14 protein-coding genes and 1 tRNA gene are annotated in these 15,886 nt (G+C 57.5%); 1 reads left to right on the top strand and 14 read right to left on the bottom strand.

Annotated features, from left to right (window positions below; all coding sequences use genetic code 11):
- Nucleotides 1-10 precede the first annotated feature (10 nt).
- Nucleotides 11-83: transfer RNA gene (locus HY282_10755), tRNA-Asn, on the top strand.
- A gap of 268 nt (nt 84-351) precedes the next feature.
- Here the strand turns inward: HY282_10755 and HY282_10750 are convergent.
- The 14 genes from HY282_10750 to HY282_10685 all read right to left on the bottom strand — a co-directional run bounded on the left by HY282_10750 (nt 352) and on the right by HY282_10685 (nt 15,655).
- The gene (locus HY282_10750; GenBank protein MBI3804227.1) at nt 352-1,329 is read right to left on the bottom strand and encodes a DUF1207 domain-containing protein; all 978 of its coding nucleotides are present in this window, start codon (nt 1,327-1,329) and stop codon (nt 352-354) included.
- A gap of 57 nt (nt 1,330-1,386) precedes the next feature.
- Nucleotides 1,387-2,274, bottom strand: a complete 888-nt coding sequence (locus HY282_10745) for a YihY/virulence factor BrkB family protein (protein MBI3804226.1) — start codon at nt 2,272-2,274, stop codon at nt 1,387-1,389.
- A gap of 44 nt (nt 2,275-2,318) precedes the next feature.
- Nucleotides 2,319-3,095, bottom strand: coding sequence for a hypothetical protein (locus HY282_10740; protein ID MBI3804225.1), 777 nt, complete (start codon nt 3,093-3,095; stop codon nt 2,319-2,321).
- A 108-nt stretch (nt 3,096-3,203) separates the two neighbouring features.
- Nucleotides 3,204-4,703 (bottom strand): efflux transporter outer membrane subunit, encoded by a 1,500-nt coding sequence (locus HY282_10735; protein MBI3804224.1) that lies wholly within the window; start codon nt 4,701-4,703, stop codon nt 3,204-3,206.
- 141 nt (nt 4,704-4,844) lie between these two features.
- On the bottom strand, nt 4,845-5,795 hold the full coding sequence (locus HY282_10730; GenBank protein MBI3804223.1) for an HlyD family secretion protein: 951 nt from the start codon (nt 5,793-5,795) through the stop codon (nt 4,845-4,847).
- Nucleotides 5,796-5,811: 16 nt separating this feature from the next.
- Nucleotides 5,812-6,162 (bottom strand): DUF3302 domain-containing protein, encoded by a 351-nt coding sequence (locus HY282_10725; GenBank protein ID MBI3804222.1) that lies wholly within the window; start codon nt 6,160-6,162, stop codon nt 5,812-5,814.
- 98 nt (nt 6,163-6,260) lie between these two features.
- The gene (locus tag HY282_10720) at nt 6,261-7,697 is read right to left on the bottom strand and encodes a sugar porter family MFS transporter (protein MBI3804221.1); all 1,437 of its coding nucleotides are present in this window, start codon (nt 7,695-7,697) and stop codon (nt 6,261-6,263) included.
- A gap of 67 nt (nt 7,698-7,764) precedes the next feature.
- A complete protein-coding gene (locus tag HY282_10715; protein MBI3804220.1) occupies nt 7,765-8,577 on the bottom strand; it encodes a hypothetical protein in 813 nt (270 codons plus the stop codon).
- A 22-nt stretch (nt 8,578-8,599) separates the two neighbouring features.
- Nucleotides 8,600-11,335, bottom strand: coding sequence for a glucosidase (locus tag HY282_10710; GenBank protein MBI3804219.1), 2,736 nt, complete (start codon nt 11,333-11,335; stop codon nt 8,600-8,602).
- A 12-nt stretch (nt 11,336-11,347) separates the two neighbouring features.
- Nucleotides 11,348-12,898, bottom strand: a complete 1,551-nt coding sequence (locus tag HY282_10705) for an alpha-amylase (GenBank protein MBI3804218.1) — start codon at nt 12,896-12,898, stop codon at nt 11,348-11,350.
- Nucleotides 12,899-12,928: 30 nt separating this feature from the next.
- A complete protein-coding gene (locus HY282_10700) occupies nt 12,929-13,717 on the bottom strand; it encodes a hypothetical protein (GenBank protein ID MBI3804217.1) in 789 nt (262 codons plus the stop codon).
- 68 nt (nt 13,718-13,785) lie between these two features.
- Entirely contained in the window at nt 13,786-14,574 is a 789-nt protein-coding gene (locus HY282_10695) for a hypothetical protein (protein MBI3804216.1), read from the bottom strand.
- Nucleotides 14,575-14,628: 54 nt separating this feature from the next.
- Nucleotides 14,629-15,096 carry a hypothetical protein gene (locus HY282_10690; protein ID MBI3804215.1) on the bottom strand — a complete coding sequence of 156 codons (468 nt, stop codon included), beginning with the start codon at nt 15,094-15,096 and terminating at the stop codon, nt 14,629-14,631.
- Nucleotides 15,097-15,121: 25 nt separating this feature from the next.
- Nucleotides 15,122-15,655 carry a hypothetical protein gene (locus HY282_10685; protein ID MBI3804214.1) on the bottom strand — a complete coding sequence of 178 codons (534 nt, stop codon included), beginning with the start codon at nt 15,653-15,655 and terminating at the stop codon, nt 15,122-15,124.
- Between the last annotated feature and the right edge of the window lie 231 nt (nt 15,656-15,886).

The following is a 15,886-nucleotide window of genomic DNA, read 5'->3' as shown; positions in this document are numbered from 1 at the left end:
TTTCCTTTATTCCCCGGTAGCTCAGCTGGCAGAGCAGACGGCTGTTAACCGTCGTGTCGCTGGTTCGAATCCGGCCCGGGGAGCTTCGAGGGGAGCCGTTTGCGATTATTAAACGGCTCCCCTCCTTTTGTTTTTACAGAAAAATCTCAACGCGCGTTCTGGCGTTCACAAAACATCCTCCATCATCCCAGATCGGATTCGAACCCATCTTACGTTAACAATAAACACAAATGACACCTGGTCTGATATAAACACGGGTCTTTAGGAAATAACATTAGAAGATCGAGCAGCATGAAGCGAATAACTCCGCCGGGTTCCAGGACTCACTTCCCGCGTTCGGAGGACCCCTTCTCAAAAGTTAAACGCCAACCCGATTGAAGCATAATTTAACCGCTCACGGAAGAATTCACCCAAGGGATCATGACCATAATGATAGTTGACGAAAAGCCTCATCGAGCGGGTATGCGATTCGTTCCATTTGACGACCCCTGCCTCGATTGTCCAACTGACGTTCCAGCCGACCTCTTGTCGGCTTTGAAGATCGGCCGCGGCAAACCCGCGGGCTCCCAGCGGAAGGCTCGGCCCGCCCTCCCACTCCGCCCCCGCCTGAAGGCGCCACGGCCGGTTCCCATCACCCAGGATAAAAGCATACCCTGCCTCGGTATAGAAACGAAGCGCCGCGGAAGGCAGGTACGCTGTCCCGAAAGCGATCTCCTCGCGGCGGTACGCAATACGCGTGCTCAGATTTTCCCGCAGGATCAGCTCATCTCCGAGATGATCGCTCTCATGGGAATACTGAAGACGCCATGCCGACAGCCTACCGGTTCCGCTGATTGAGATACCGGCGCGGTAATCCGTCCCAACCATATCCAACGTGTGATGAAGATCGAACCGAGACCATACCCCGGCCATTCCCGCCAGTTGGAATCTCTCTGTCGATGCTGCTTCGTGATTCATGTTCAACAAGGGGAAGGCGCCTCCAAATGCAATCTCATTCTGGACGGCTCCTCCGGTGCCGCTGAGCAGAATCGCAGAAAAGCGAGGCTGCCTTGGGTCGGCGATATAAGTCTGATAATCGAGTCGCTGCGGTAAAAACTCCAATCGGTTCGATACCGTCTCTTCGGCATGGACGGTTCCCAAGAAACAACAACAGACAACGAACAGTGCGAGCCAGTGTGTTTGGGCGCCGGAATTCACGATCCGCAAGACCGAATTCGTCGTCGGGGCGCCGAGAATGGGGCAGGCGATAACGGCATTCAGCTCATGTATCGGATTGACGGCGGTCGCGATGGCGCGGGGAATCGCCGTAAAGCCGCCCACGCGTCCCACGACCCGCTCTGTTCGTATATTTTCCCGAGAGAGGGTCCAGTCAGAGCGCACCTCTTCTTACCCCCCGATTTGCATTCGGGGCGGTTTGCCCCGGGACTCCTTGCGTGAGAGCTTACCGGACCGTTGAAGAGAAATCCGCATCAACTCGGCCCCGTATAAAAAAATTCCATTCGCATAGTAGAACCAGAACATCACAAGGATCAGTGATGCGGCGAACTCGATGTTCGAAGGGGTATCGGGTCTATTCCTTCCCCAAGCGACAATTAACTTCCCAAGCAAATGAAAGAGAGCGATCAACGCCGCCCAAGGGATGATCTGTCGCCAGGTCAGGCGAACCGGAAGCAAGATTTTGAACCAGAGGATCATCAAGGACCAGAAGGTCAGAAAGGCAATGAGGGTCCCGGCCGCCCGTCGTGTCGCATCGGTCAAAGCGGAACCCGGTCCCAGAACCAGGGCGCCTGCCAGGAAACCCGCCAGTGCGATGAGCGCGGAAATGAACGCAAAGAGGATGCCCAAAAACCGCCTTTTTAGCTGCGCCCGGAAGCCGGGCACCGCGCGGCGCACATCCCAAATGGTCTGAAGCGAATCGTGCAACTGGGTAAAATATCCCGATGCGCCGACCACCAGCGCAATCCCACCGACGATCCCCAGCGAGAGGAGCGCTCTCGGTTCCACGTGCTCTCGCTCTACCAGGAGGAGCCGCACGAGCGCGGCAATATGCGGTCCCACCCAACCGACCATGACAGGAAGGAAATGGGCTCGGGTCCAGGCTTCTCCAAATAAGCTTCCTGCGATCAGCAGGACAAACGCCAAAAAAGGGGTGACCGTAAGAAGCAGATTGAACGACAAGGCGGCGGACAATCCATCACACCGATCCATCGTCCATTCACGCGCCGCAGCGAACGTCAACTCGGCGGCCCTTTCGACGCTGATCAGTATCTTCAAGAATCAATGACTCCTTTACCCCTCTTCCCCACGCTCATCCGCCGTTAAAATCGAAGCGATAACCCTGCAAACGGGCCGATCAGACGGAAGCTTCCCTGAATGTCGTTACTCGTACTTTTGGCATTGAAATCCTCATATCGATATCCGCCGACGAGGCTGAAGTTCTTAAACGGAATGATTTTGATGCCGGTCTCCCCATTGATGAAGTAACCATAAGGGCCGCCCGGAACGCCGGAACCTTGAACATAGAGATTCATCCACTTCAACGGATTGAGATCGAGCGCCAGGCCGAGCGATGGAACGGGGAAGGTTTGGCTTGCCTCCGCGCGTTGAGAAAGGTTGTTCAGCTGTCCCTCGACCGAGAGGGAGGCATAGACCGCACGCAGATCGAGCATGGTGCCGAATTTAAACAGGCCGTCGCCGATGTTGATAAATTCCCAGATCCATGCGAAGTGATACTCTTGAACCTTCAGCTCCGAAGAGACCCGCGCCCCGACCGTAAAAGTTCGATCCCGGACCGTAATCGTCCGGTCGAGCGTTCTTTCTCCGCTGTTGCTCGACCAGACCGCATCGAGAAACAACCGACTCTTCGGTCCCGTATACCAGGTGATTCTTCCCTCCGGGAAGTTGTTGTTGCCCAGATCGAGATCGCGTTGCAAGCTGACATCGCTCCCGCGGACCTCCCCATTCGCCTCCAGATGGCCTCTCCATTCCGCGAACCAGTAACGACCTTCGAACTCCAGGGTCGCCTCTTTCTCCTCGGCATAAGCGGAAACAGCGGTGGCCAAGAGGAGGAGTGATAGGATCCATATTTTTTTCATTTTGTTTTCCTCATCATTGTCTCTGGCATCCCGGCCCTGAGACGATTTTCCTGCATTAGGTTCGGGTCGCCGCAGGAAGGATGGTGCCGCCTGGGAGGCCGGCTTCGGTCACGGACGGCCCGGTGCCGTGACGGAGGCCTGGTGTTTCAGCGATGAAGAAGCCTCCTCCGAAGGGGCACCGGTTTCGCCCAGGGGCACCGCTTTGGGTTCCTTCTTCGTCCACCCTCCGCCGAGGGCCAGATAGAGGTTCACGCGCTGCACCAAGCGCTCCCCCTGCACGCTGAGACTGGTGCTTTGTGCAGAGTAGAGCCGCAGCCGCTGTTGAAGCACAGAGAGGAGATCGGTTTTGCCCACTTTATACTGGCTCTCTGAGATCTCAACGACCCGTTCGTAGTCGTTCACGACTTGTGCAAGCACCTCCTGTCGCTGGCGCAGCGTCTGCTCGGCATTCAGCGCGTTCTCCACCTCTTGAAACGCGTTGAGGACCGCGGCCGCATATTGCATCACCGCTTCCTGCTGCTCCGCGTTTTTGATCTGGACCTGCGCGCGAAGCTCCCCTCCCCGGAAGATGGGGGCGAGGAGGCTTCCTCCGACTCCCCCGGTCGGGTTGCTGAAGCTGGACCGTTTACTGAATACCTCGCTGCTGATCAGGCCGAGTGAGGCGGTCAGGCTGAATTGGGGAAGCATCGCCGCCTTCGCCTGCTCGACTTGAAAGAAAGCCGACGAAACCCGGCGCTCCGCCGCGAAGATATCGGGTCGACGTTCGAGCAGATCCGAAGGAAGCCCCGCCGGAACCGGCGTCGTGATGCGGGCCAGCGCTTCGGCCACCTTGATTTCCCCGGAAGGATATCGACCGACCAATACTTCTAACGCTCCCCGGGATTGCGCATTCGCCTGCTCAAGCTTCAGCAGACTATCGCGAAGGCTTCCCGCGTCGGCCCGGGCGAGCGCCACATCCTGATCACCCGCCGCGCCCACCTTCCGTTTGCTCTTCGTCAGCTCCAACAACTGTTCGCTCGATTCCAACATCTGGCGGGCGGTCCGCTCCTGCAAAACACCTTGCACGGCCAGAAACCAACTCCGCGCGACCAAAGCGGCGAGTGAAAGGCGCGCGGAGGCATAATCGGCCTCCGCAGAGACGAACTGTTCCTCCGCTGCGGCCCTACCGGCGCGCACCCGTCCCCAGACGTCGATCTCCCACGAAGCCAAGGCGGTGATGAAATTGATCCCGGTTCCCTCGCCCATTCCTCGACTCCCCTTGCCGATCACCGAGACCGCCGGATAAAGGGCTCCCCCCGCCGCCTTCATGTAGCCCGCCGCCTGTTGCACGCGCGCCGCCCCGGCCTGCAGATCGGCATTGTAGGTCAACGCCTCCTCGACCAGATGACTCAGGAGATCATCACCGAATGTGACGACCCAATCGGCCGGAACCGCCCCCTCGGCGCTCCCGCTCACCTTCCAGTGCTCCGGAATGGTTGCGTGGGGGAGCGCTTCCCTTCTGAGCGCCTCTTGTCCCGGCGGCCGTTTCAGGCTGCAACTGGAAAGCAGCGCAATCATGACCGCTGTTGCGATGAGCGCCGTCCGTTTCGCACGGCGGAATCTCTTCATGGCATACGGCTCTTTCTTTTCTATAAAGGTTGAGTAGCCGTCATTCCCGCGAACGCGGGAATCCAGAAGGTCATAACTTCAAATAAACTGGATTCCCGATTAAACATTCGGGAATGACGGACAAAGAGTTTCATCACCCCGCTAATGAAGCTTCAGGATGAACCAATTGAGCTTGGCGCTCACCCGGAGCAGGATCTTACGAAGCAGATGAATCGGCGCCAACTGCTCGGTATAAATCGCGGCGGCGCCGCGCGCGCCCGGCGCGAGGAATAGATCCTTGTCTTTGCCGTCGAGCATCAGCTTCACGGCGAACCGCTGCGACGGCGCTTCTCCCACCTGCGGCAAAGTGCCGCCGATCGGCAATTGGCCCTGCCCCGTTGCCCAAACGATGGAATCGACCCGGCATTTGATAATCTGCCCGGGATAGGTTTCCAGGATGATCTCGGCCTGATCGCCCGACTTGACCTTGCGCAGCTCGTTCTGTTCAAAAAGGGCGATGACCCACTGTTCATCTTCGACAAAACTCATCGCCGGCGTGATCGGGAACGGCACCACGAACGAACCGACCCGAAGCTGCAAGTTGATCACTTTGCCGCTCCCGGGGGCGAGGACGGTTGTTTCAGAGAGATTCCAGCGGGCCGAATCGAGCTGCGCGCGCAGTTGCCGAGCATCGCTCCGGTCGCGATCGACATCAATCTGGCTGGCGGCGCCGGTCTTCACCAACGCAGCCGATTGTTTCAGGCGCGTCTCGGCGAGCGCAAGTTGGGCTTGGATCCGTTTGACATCGAGCTCGAAAGGGGTGGGGTCGACCCGGAACAGAACGTCTCCCTTTTTGACCGCACTGTTGGGTTCGACCGGTACGTCGATCACGCGCCCCCGCACCTGGGGCAGGATCTGCACGACGTAGTTGATCACCCGCACATCGTGGGACGACGGCGCCACAATGTTCAGGACGAAAATGAGCAGTGCCAGTATGACAAAAGGGAAGGTGATGACGATCGCCTGGGAAACAAAGTTCCACGGCAGCCATTTGAACTTAAAGAAAATGAGCCAGACGAAAAAGGAATAGATCAGCAGAAGCAAGATTTCCATACGTTACCTCATCTTCTCATGCAGCCTTCCGTTCCGGTTCCTGCGGCTCCGACGGCGCTTCCGGTTCGGCCACATCGGTGCCATAAGCCCTTTTGTACATCACCGGTTTGGTGGCGGCCCAGAGCCAGGCGAGTGGCCAGAGCAACCCTCCGAAAAAGAGCGACAGAATGCAGAGGGTCTTAATCGCGGCAAGCTGAGGGTGCCTGCGTTTTTCGGCGAATTTCTCCGGAAGGATGTGCACCATCAGAAAAACCGCAATTGCCACAATCGGCGCCACGATCAGTACCACCCAGGTGAGAATGTCGGCGAGGGTGTCTTCAAAAGCGTGCCCTTCGGATTCCGCTGCAAAGGCCCGAATCGACGACATCAGAATGATGGCAAAGATCCAAAAGAAAAGGCCGGAGCGCACAACGGGGGAAGAGACACCCCGGGTGGAGCGGGCGGGCCCTTTTTGATTTTTCTTCATCAGGCCGCCCCCCGAAACCGGCGTTGCTCCGACGTCTCCCCTCTCCCCCCGCGGGCAATAAAATACGCTTCGATTTCCTCCAGCGTCTTCCCCTTGGTCTCCGGCACCAACCGCTTGACGAAGAACCAGGTGATCACCCCCATGAGAGCGTAAAACCAGAAGACACCCGCTTTACCTAAGACAGCCGCCAAGGTTAGAAATGTGTAGGCCACCAAGAAGTTCGCCCCCCAATTCGCAACCGTGGCAATGGCCATTCCCTGCGCGCGTAACTTGAGCGGGTAAATCTCGGCGATCAGAAGCCAGAAAATCGGCCCCAATCCAATGGCGAAAAAAGCGATGTAGATCATCAGGGAGATCGCGGTGATCAGACCCAACCCTCCTCCTCCCGCCTCGGCCTGGTCGCCCCGGAGCGCGAATCCCAATCCGAGCAGGATCAGCGCCGCGGTCATCCCTGCAACGCCCCACAACAGAAGCGGTCGGCGGCCGACCCGGTCGATCAGCCAGAGGGAAACCGCCGTGAAGAGGACGTTCACGACGCCGATGCCGCTTGTCGCGGCGATCGCGGCGCTATCCGACTGTAAGCCGGCCCCTTTGAAGATCGCCGGAGCATAGTAGATGACGGTGTTGACCCCGGTCACCTGCTGGAGGATCGCCAGCCCCACGCCGATGATCAGCGCCAACCGGACCGGCGGGGCGAGCAGATCCGAGACCTTCCCGCCGCTCTCCGAACGGATCGCCTCATCGATCTCGGCGAGTTCCTCGGTCACCTGCGGCGTCCCCCGGATTTTCGGCAATACTTTTTCCGCCGTCTCCCGGCGCCCGGCGGAGACGAGCCATCGGGGGCTGTCGGGCAAGGCATACATCCCAAAGAGGAGGATGAGACCGGGAAGCGCGCCGACCGCGAACATCGCGCGCCAGTTTTGGGCGGGAGCATAGTAATAATTGACGCCGTATGAGACGAGGATGCCGACCGTCACCGCAAACTGATTCAGCGAGACCATGCTTCCCCGAATCTGCGCCGGGGCCAATTCGGAAATGTAAAGGGGCACCATAAACGAGGCAACCCCGATCGCCGCGCCGATCAGCACCCGGCCGATCAGAAAAGAGGTCATCCCGCCGGCGATTGAAACGATCACCGTCCCCGCCAGAAAGAGAAGGGTGGCATAGATGATGGAGAGACGGCGGCCCAGGCGATCCCCCATGGCCCCTCCCGCGAGCGCCCCTAAGATCGCGCCGATCAGGACCGAGCTGGTCGCGAGCTCCGCCTGCTTGTGCGTAAGGTTCCACTGCTTCACGATAAAGAGGATGGCGCCTGAGATGACCCCCGTATCGAAACCGAAGAGAATCCCGCCGATCGCGGCGATGGCGGCAGCGACAAGAACATAGGTCGTCAGTCTCGATCTGTTTTCTTTTTCGTTTAAATTTTCCTTTTCCATTTCATCCTTCCTTTCACCAGGTCGGTATTTTTAATATGCGCTTCATGACCCGGAAGATCCTTCCTCGCTAGAAATATAAAAAGTAGATGTTCGCTTCTATTTTAAAGTCATAAACTTGATATTGCTGCACGAGGGGAAAAGAGACCTCCAGGGTTCCGATGGTCGTTGGACTCCACTTTCTTCCCACCAAAAAATCGAACGGGATAAACCATTTCCCCGAGTCGCCCGGCCTTTGGGCCTCAAAGTTGTATCGGATATCGCTGCTTGGATAGAAATTCAGGAACCATCCTTCCGTCAGTGTGAGATTCAAGCTGGGGGCAAACTGGAATTCCCGTATCCGATTGCGATTATCCTCTCCGGCCACATCGACCGCGTAGCGGACCAATGGGGCGAACCAACTCCCCTCTCTTTGACCGGTGAGCGTCCACCGCGCTGCCGCACTTGGAATGATCTGATATTTGCCTGCGCCCATTTGATCCTGACTTGCCGTCGGCAAGATAAACTGACTGCCGGCCATCCAGGCAAAGGTGCTGCTCGGTCTGTTGATCACGATTGCCTGGAGCAGAACATCGCCGAATCCGAGCTTGGTATCACCGCTCGGATTGTCCGAACTGGCCTGATTGGTGATCACGAGTGGGAGATCAAGCCGGGTCGCCCACGCCCATTCTTGGCTCATTATATAAAGCTGGTCTCCCCTGAGTGCGAGGCTGTGAAAGCGGTCATGGTTTGACGGGGGGAGATTTTGATATTGATATCGCAAGTCAGTCCGGGAGATTGGATTGGTTGGATCGAGTCCATTGTCGCTTTCACTTTCAGCCCATCCGGAAACCGCGACGCCGAGCGTCAGCCCCAGCAAAACGAAAATCATTCTGAACCGCATTTTCCCCTCCTCCCTTATCCGTTTAAGCGGCCGCCGCGACATCGGTCACGCCGAACTTCTTTCCCGCTTCGAGATAACTCTTTGCATCGATCGTGTTGAAGATTTGGATCAACGGGGCCACCATTCCCGTCCAACCGGTTTGATGGCTGGCGCCGAGACCGGCGCCGTTGTCGCCGTGAAAATATTCATAAAACAAAAGATTGTTCCGCCAATTCGGGTCGGCCTGAAACTTCTCCGTCCCGCCGAAGACCGGCCGTCGGCCCTGCGCATCGGGAAGGAAAATGCGGGTGAGGCGGGCCGTGATTTCCCGGGCGACTTCGAAGAGGTTCATCCGGTTTCCCGAGCCGGTCGGGCATTCCACTTTGAAGTCGTCTCCATAATAGAGATAGAACTGGAGCAGGGCCCGGATGATCAGCACGTTCACCGGGAACCAGATCGGGCCGCGCCAGTTGGAGTTGCCGCCGAACATCCCGGAGTCCGATTCGGCCGGTCGATAATCGACCCGGTAGGCCCGGCCGTCGACATAAAAAGTGTAGGGATGCTCCTCATGATAACGGGAGAGGGAGCGCAAACCATAGGGACTCAAAAATTCATTCTCGTCGAGCATGCGGGACAAGATGTGGACCAGCCGGTGCGGATTCACCAGCGCCAGAATCCCGCGGCCGTTGACGCCGAGGCGCCCCGGTCCGGTCGGATGGATCGCCGAGGCCTGACGCATCTGCTTCATCCGCCGGGACGCATGCTCTAAAAGATGGGGGAGACGTTCGCGTTGATACGGCTCCACCACCGTGGTCGCGCAGAGCGGAAGGAGGCCGACCATCGACCGGACCCGGAGCGGCACGGCACGGCCGTCCGGCAACCGGAGGACATCATAATAGAAACCGTCTTCTTCATCCCAAAGTCCGGTCGCCCCGCCCCCCATCCGGTTCATCGCCGACGCGATCAACAGGAAGTGGTCGGCGAATTTGGGGGCGAGATCGTCGTAGACCGGATCCTCGACGGCGAGCTCCGCCGCCATCTCCAGCATGTTCTGGCAGTACATCGCCATCCAGGCGGTGCCGTCGGCCTGCTCCAGATGTCCGCCGGTCGGGAGCGCCGCGCTCCGGTCGAAGACGCCGATGTTGTCGAGGCCGAGGAAGCCTCCTTCGAAGATGTTCCGCCCTTCCCGGTCTTTCCGGTTCACCCACCAGGTGAAATTGGCCATCAGCTTATTGAAAGCGCGTTTCAGAAAAGCGATATCCCCCTTTCCGCGCAGTCTTTTTTGAGTCTGATAAACGAAGAGCGTCGCCCAGGCATGCACCGGCGGGTTCACGTCGCTGAAGTTCCACTCATAGGCCGGGATCTGGCCGCTCGGATGAAGATAGTATTCGCGCAACATCAGATCGAGCTGCTCCTGGGCAAAATCGACATCGACGGCGGAGAGCGCCACCGCGTGAAAGGCGAGGTCCCAGGCGGCATACCAGGGGTATTCCCATTTGTCCGGCATCGAAATGACCTGCTCATTGATCATGTGGAACCAATCCTGGTTCCGGATCGGCCGCCGCATGCCATGCCTCGGCCCGGCGTCATGCTGATCGAGCCATTGACTCAGATCATATCGGTAATACTGTTTCGACCAGAGCATCCCGGCAAGCCCCTGGCGCATCACCCGCGCCTCTTCCTCTCCGACCGAGGCGGGTGTAATTGAACGGTAAAATTCATTCGCCTCCCGCTGCCGGGTCTCCACGATCTCTTCGAAAGGAATTCCGAAGAGGTGGTTGCGGACATCGGCCGGCGCGACCCTCATCAGGCGGAGTTGAACCGCCGCCTCTTGGCCGGGACCGATCTCCATCTGATAATGGGCCGAGGCCTTTGTCCCCTTCTTCCCCGGGTTGACCGCGTCTCCCCGGCCGTTCACGACCGAATCGTTGATCCCGTCTTTGACATAGGGAGAAGCGTTCCGCCCGCCGAAGAGCCGCTGGTTGTTCGTTTCATTTTCGGTGAAGAGGAGCGGAGGCGATCCGGCGCAATAAAGGTAGCGCAGGCCGAGGTCGGGATGGAATGCCTCGATCACGCTCGCCCCCCACCCCTCGCCGGGATTGATCTGCTGAAGTTGCGGTTTGAGGACGACGTCCCCCCACGACCAGGTATTGCGGTACCAGAGGGTCGGCAGCAGATGGAGCGACGCCGGCTCGGGACCGCGGTTGTGGGCGGTGATTTTGATCAGAATCTCTTCGGGCGAAGCCTTGGCATACTCGACGAAAATATCAAAGTAGCGGTCCTCCTTGAAAACCCCCGTATCGAGCAGCTCGTATTCGAAGTCGCCTCGGTTTCTTCCTTGATTCGTGGAGACGAGGTCGGTGTAAGGAAAGGGAGCCTGCGGGTACTTGTAGAGATATTTCATATAGGAGTGCGTCGGCATATTGTCGATGTAGAAATAATATTCTTTGACATCCTCGCCATGGTTCCCCTCGGCATTGGTCAAGCCGAAGAGCCGCTCTTTAAGGATCGCGTCTTGACCATTCCAGAAGGCAAGGGCGAAACAGAGCCGTTGCTTGTCGTCGGAGATCCCCGCGATTCCGTCCTCTCCCCACTGGTAGGCGCGGGATCGAGCCTGGTCGTGTGACAAGTAGCTCCAGGCATCACCCGATTCACTGTAATCTTCCCGCACCGTCCCCCACTGCCGCTCACTCAGATAAGGGCCCCACTTTCTCCACGGGCCCCGTGGGGAGGACGCTTCCTCTAATCTTTTCTGCTCTTCGGTTTTATTATTTCCCATCTTAGGACTCCTCTAGTTAGAACGGATCGCCTCGGAAAGAAGTGTCGGAATCGACTCATCAGACTCCACCTGCGCTTCGACTGAAAAAAGATGGTAACCCCATGCCGGCATGTCGAGATAAAGACCTCTGCTCAGGAGGTCATCGCCGTTTCGGTCATAAACGGCCGACCCCATCCGATCTTGCAGACGCCAAGTGCGGCCCGCCAGCTTCGGGAAAGGAAGCCGCACGTAGCATTGGCCCTGGGTGGAACTGAAGTTCACCGCTACCAGCCGTTGTGCGGCGTTGGGTCCCGACCATCCATAGGCAATAAAATGGTCGAAGGTCCCGTTGCCCTCCCAGGCGGCGGCCGCCTCCAAGAGCCGCCAGTTCCCCTGCCGGAACGGCTCTTCCCTCAAGCAGGCGAGTAAGAGATCGTAGAATTTCAACATCGCTTCATCGACCGGCTCTTCCGGCCCCCGGCGCAAATGGACCGGAACCCGCTTCTGCTTCCCTTCGAGCTCTCCCTGGTGAAAGAAGCGGAGGCCGGGTGAAAGAAAGGTGATCACCGCGGCGGCACGATGTATTTCGGGCGGAAAAACGGCGGCGGCACGCGGCTCGTCGTGGTTCTCCAGAAAGCGGGCCAGCCGATCTTGGAAATCCAAGCCGGCCCGGAGATGCTCCCGCACCGGCCGGGCCTGTCCCTCCCTCAATCGATCGTAGAGCCGCTTGTCGTAACAGTAATCGAATCCTTGATGCTGCAGGGCCCACTCCAAGTCCCAGTAGACTTCGGCCATAAAGAGAAATTCGGGATATTGCTCTCGAACCGCGTCGATGGCCTTTCGCCAGAACGGCGCCGCCTTGATTCCCCAGGTTCGCTCGAAGACCTCCGGGAGCAGAAGCATCGCCATGTCGCAGCGGACGCCGTCGCAACGGGCGGCGACCTTCAGGAGCTCTGCAATCATCGCCTCCTGCACGGCAGGGTGGCCGTAATTGAGCTGGAATGTGTCGGGCCATCCCGGGAAATAGGGATCCCGGCCGTAGGCCATAATGCGATCGGCGCGGTCGGCGCGATCTTCCGATCGGCCGACGCGGGTGTAGTTCCAGGGCTCCCGCGCGAGATCGGCTTCGTTTCCCGTCACATAATAGTCGGGGTGTTGCCGCACCCATCGGTGGTCGCGTGCCGTATGGTTCGGGACGAAATCGAGCATCAATTTGAGCCCTCTGGCTTTCAGCCGTTCGCGCAAACGGGCCAGCGCCGGGTCTCCGCCGAAATTTGAATGGACCGAATAATCGGCCACGGAGAAAAAGGAGCCGGTGATATCCTCTTCGGAGAAATCCGGCAGAAGTGCTTCATATTCCCGGCGCCACTCGGGAATGGAGCGGGAGACCTCCCGCCCCATCGGACCGGTCTGCCAAATTCCGAGAAGCCAGACCCAGTCGAAGCCCCACGCCACCAGCGCGTTTAAATCCGAGTCGGCGATGTCGTCTAGGGTAGCGGGGCGCCGATGGTTTCGTGAAAGCTGGGTCAAGTAAATCGGCGTATTGATCTGATAGAGCGTGGGATATCGTATGCGTTGATCCATCGGACCTCTCCCGATCGTTCAGCACGTCATTTAGAATCGGAACGATACCCCGGCGATCCATCCATTAAAAGTAAGTTTGGTTTCATTGTTCACGGAGAGGTTTTTATCCTCCATATCGATCGACAACCAGCGGTATCCGGCTTCAACTCCGATGACCTTGTTGAATTCGTATCCCAAAAAGGTGATCGCTTGCCAGGTCAGTTTTGATTTGACGTCATTTGTGCTGATACCGAAGCCGCCGATATCTCCTCGCCCGCCGAATATGATATGTTCCGTCAAGTGGGTTAGAAGACGTAGCCCAACGAATGGCTCGACGACATCGGTGTTATTGTGATTGTTGAGTGTCACATTGACAATCGGAGCGCTCGCTGTCGTGTCTGTCTCGAGTCCCCAATACCTTCCTCCGATCAGCAGATCGAAAGAGGTCCTGTGCGGAGTTCCGGCCCCTAATTCGGCGATACGAAAGAACCCGCCGAACTCGGTCATCCAGGCTTTAAGCGTGGTATCGACGTTCGTGTTCAGAACAGTCTGCGTGTCTTCTACTTTAAGATAGTTCGGCTGGACAAAGAGACCGAAGCGCCCGAATCTGGCTTCCATCTGCACCATCACAGCCGAATCGGTCTTGTCCAAGAGCTGATCGACCCCAGCATTCCCACCTAGGGTCTGTTCTCCGATAGTCACATGGCCGTGAACAGTGGGAGACCAATAATAGGGAACAATCGTAAATTCAAATTTATCGTCTTCTGCGAAGGAGCGTGTTCCGGGCACGACGATGAGAAGCAATGTCGCAATGAACAGAATTCTTTTTATGGCGCTCATAGATTCCTCCTGATTGATATGGATGAGGTGCGCTCAGTCCACCTCCACTTCGTCGGATTTCCCTTCGATCAGAATCGGAAGGACAATCCGACGACCGGCCCTTGGGCGGTAATTTTCATCTCATTATTCGAGCTCAAATTTTTATCCCGGACGTTGAGCGCAAGGGCTCGATATCCGACCTGCAAACTGATCATGTCATTAAAGTCATATTCTAAAAAACCGAGCGTCTGCCAGCTCCGTATGGCCTCGAAGTTTGTATTGTTCACCCCGAACCCGCCGATATCTCCCCATATTGTGAAAGCAAGTCGGTCCGTCACATAAGCCCCAAAACGAAGGCCCACAAGGGGATCGAGCACATGGTTGCCCTGGGTGGATTCGAGTCTCACTCCAGGGACAGGGGAATTTGCAGTGACTTCTGTTGTCGCGCTCCAGTGCCTTCCCCCAATAATCAGATCGAGAACTCCTGGCCGCTTGTTTCCCCACTCCCCGAGCCGATAAAATCCGCCGAATTCGAACATCCATCCCATGACGTTGATATCTACGTTCACCCCACGAATTCCTTGATCATTGTCGAACTTAAAATAGTTCGATTGCAGAAAGAGGCCGAATGCCCCCTTTCTCGCTTCCAGGTGCAGCATGCCATCAAGGGCGGGAGTATCGATAATTTCATCGACTCCGACATCTCTGCTCGGAACCTCGTGACCAATGATCAGATGACCTTTCATTGAGGGGATCCAGACATAGGGAACGATCGTCCACTCCCATTCATTGTTTCCTGTCTCTTCTGCAAAAGAAGGCATTTCCAATACTGCGATCAGCAACATGGTGATGCATAGAATCCCCTTGACTGCATTCAAAGATCGCTCCTTTCAGCGGACCTATCTGTGCCTGTTATCATCTCTCGTCGAGTTCTATCCGACCCGATAGCCCTTCCCCTGCAAACAGGTGCTGTACGCGCGGTTATAGCTTTGATTTGCCTGCTGTTGCTGGGCCGTCGCCTGTTGCTGCGTTTGTTGTTGCTGCTCCGCTTGGTTCCGCTGTTTCGCAGCGCCTCCCACCGCGCCGGCGCCGGCGCCGATCGCGGCTCCTTTTCCGGCATCGCCCGCAATGGCTCCCACCACCGTCCCAGCAACCGCTCCCCTTACCGCCCCACCGGCGGCCCCCCCGCTGGGGGGCGGCGTGCCGGCCGGCTGTTGTGATACTTGATTCGGATCGACGCCGGTTTGCTGCTTGGCCCAGCTGTAGCAGGCAAATTCATCCTGCTCCTGCTGCTGTTGGGTTTGGCCTTTTTCGGGATAGACAAAGATTTCAGCGTGCACTTCATTCATGACGGCCAAACCCAACAAAAACCAAAGAGCGATGATCAAATGAATCTTCATGGTCCCTCCATTTCCCCGCGCTCATTCACTTCGCCGGGATGTTGTAGGTCAACTTCGGCCAAACCGCGACCCCTTCGCTCAAAAGCTGGGATGTTTCATATCCCGCCACCGTTCCTGTCTGATGGACCTGCATTTGGGAGATCATTTCTCCCCGGCCGGTGATGCCGATGAATTTCCCGGTGCCTCCGTTCAATTCAAACGGCCCGCGGCAGCTCTGCGGATCTCCGGTGCAGGTAAAGTGGGCATACACCCGGTCACCATCCACGTCGCTGAGGATGCAGCGGCCTTGCCCGCTTTTTGTATTTGTCTTCAAATTTCCATTCATCGTTCCCGGACAGACAATCGACAGCGAGTTTAGCGCCCCTCTATCATTGGTGACGAACATCGTCCCGGTGAAAACGCTGACCAAATAGACCTCGTCATCGCTCACCGGGAATGCATATCCCCGGGCCTGCCACGGGGAGGTCGCCTGCACGACCTTTTCCTCCGCAGCAACAACGGAGAGGCCGAATACCCCTCCCAACAAGATTGCCGCCGTCAGTCCTGCGATTCCTTTCATCGAAGCCTCCTTCTATCTTCTTCTACCCGCCGCGTTAAACCAGTCACCGTGCCAGGCCGTTCGGTCGTTCTGGGCCGACCGTCACCGGCCGCCCACGGAAACCCGGTTCGAACTTATTGAGCCTGCGGGATCGGCCAATTCGGAACAACATAGTGTGCCTTTGTCCGGATTTATCGGAGCGGCTCACAACGGCTGGCTCCCGTGGCATTCAGGCGCTCTTCCTTTCTTGTC

The sequence above is a fragment of the Candidatus Manganitrophaceae bacterium genome, assembly GCA_016200325.1.
GTDB lineage: Bacteria > Nitrospirota > Nitrospiria > SBBL01 > Manganitrophaceae > Manganitrophus.
The sequence above is the reverse complement of the archived record's forward strand: the minus strand, read 5'-3'. Positions and strand labels throughout refer to the sequence as shown.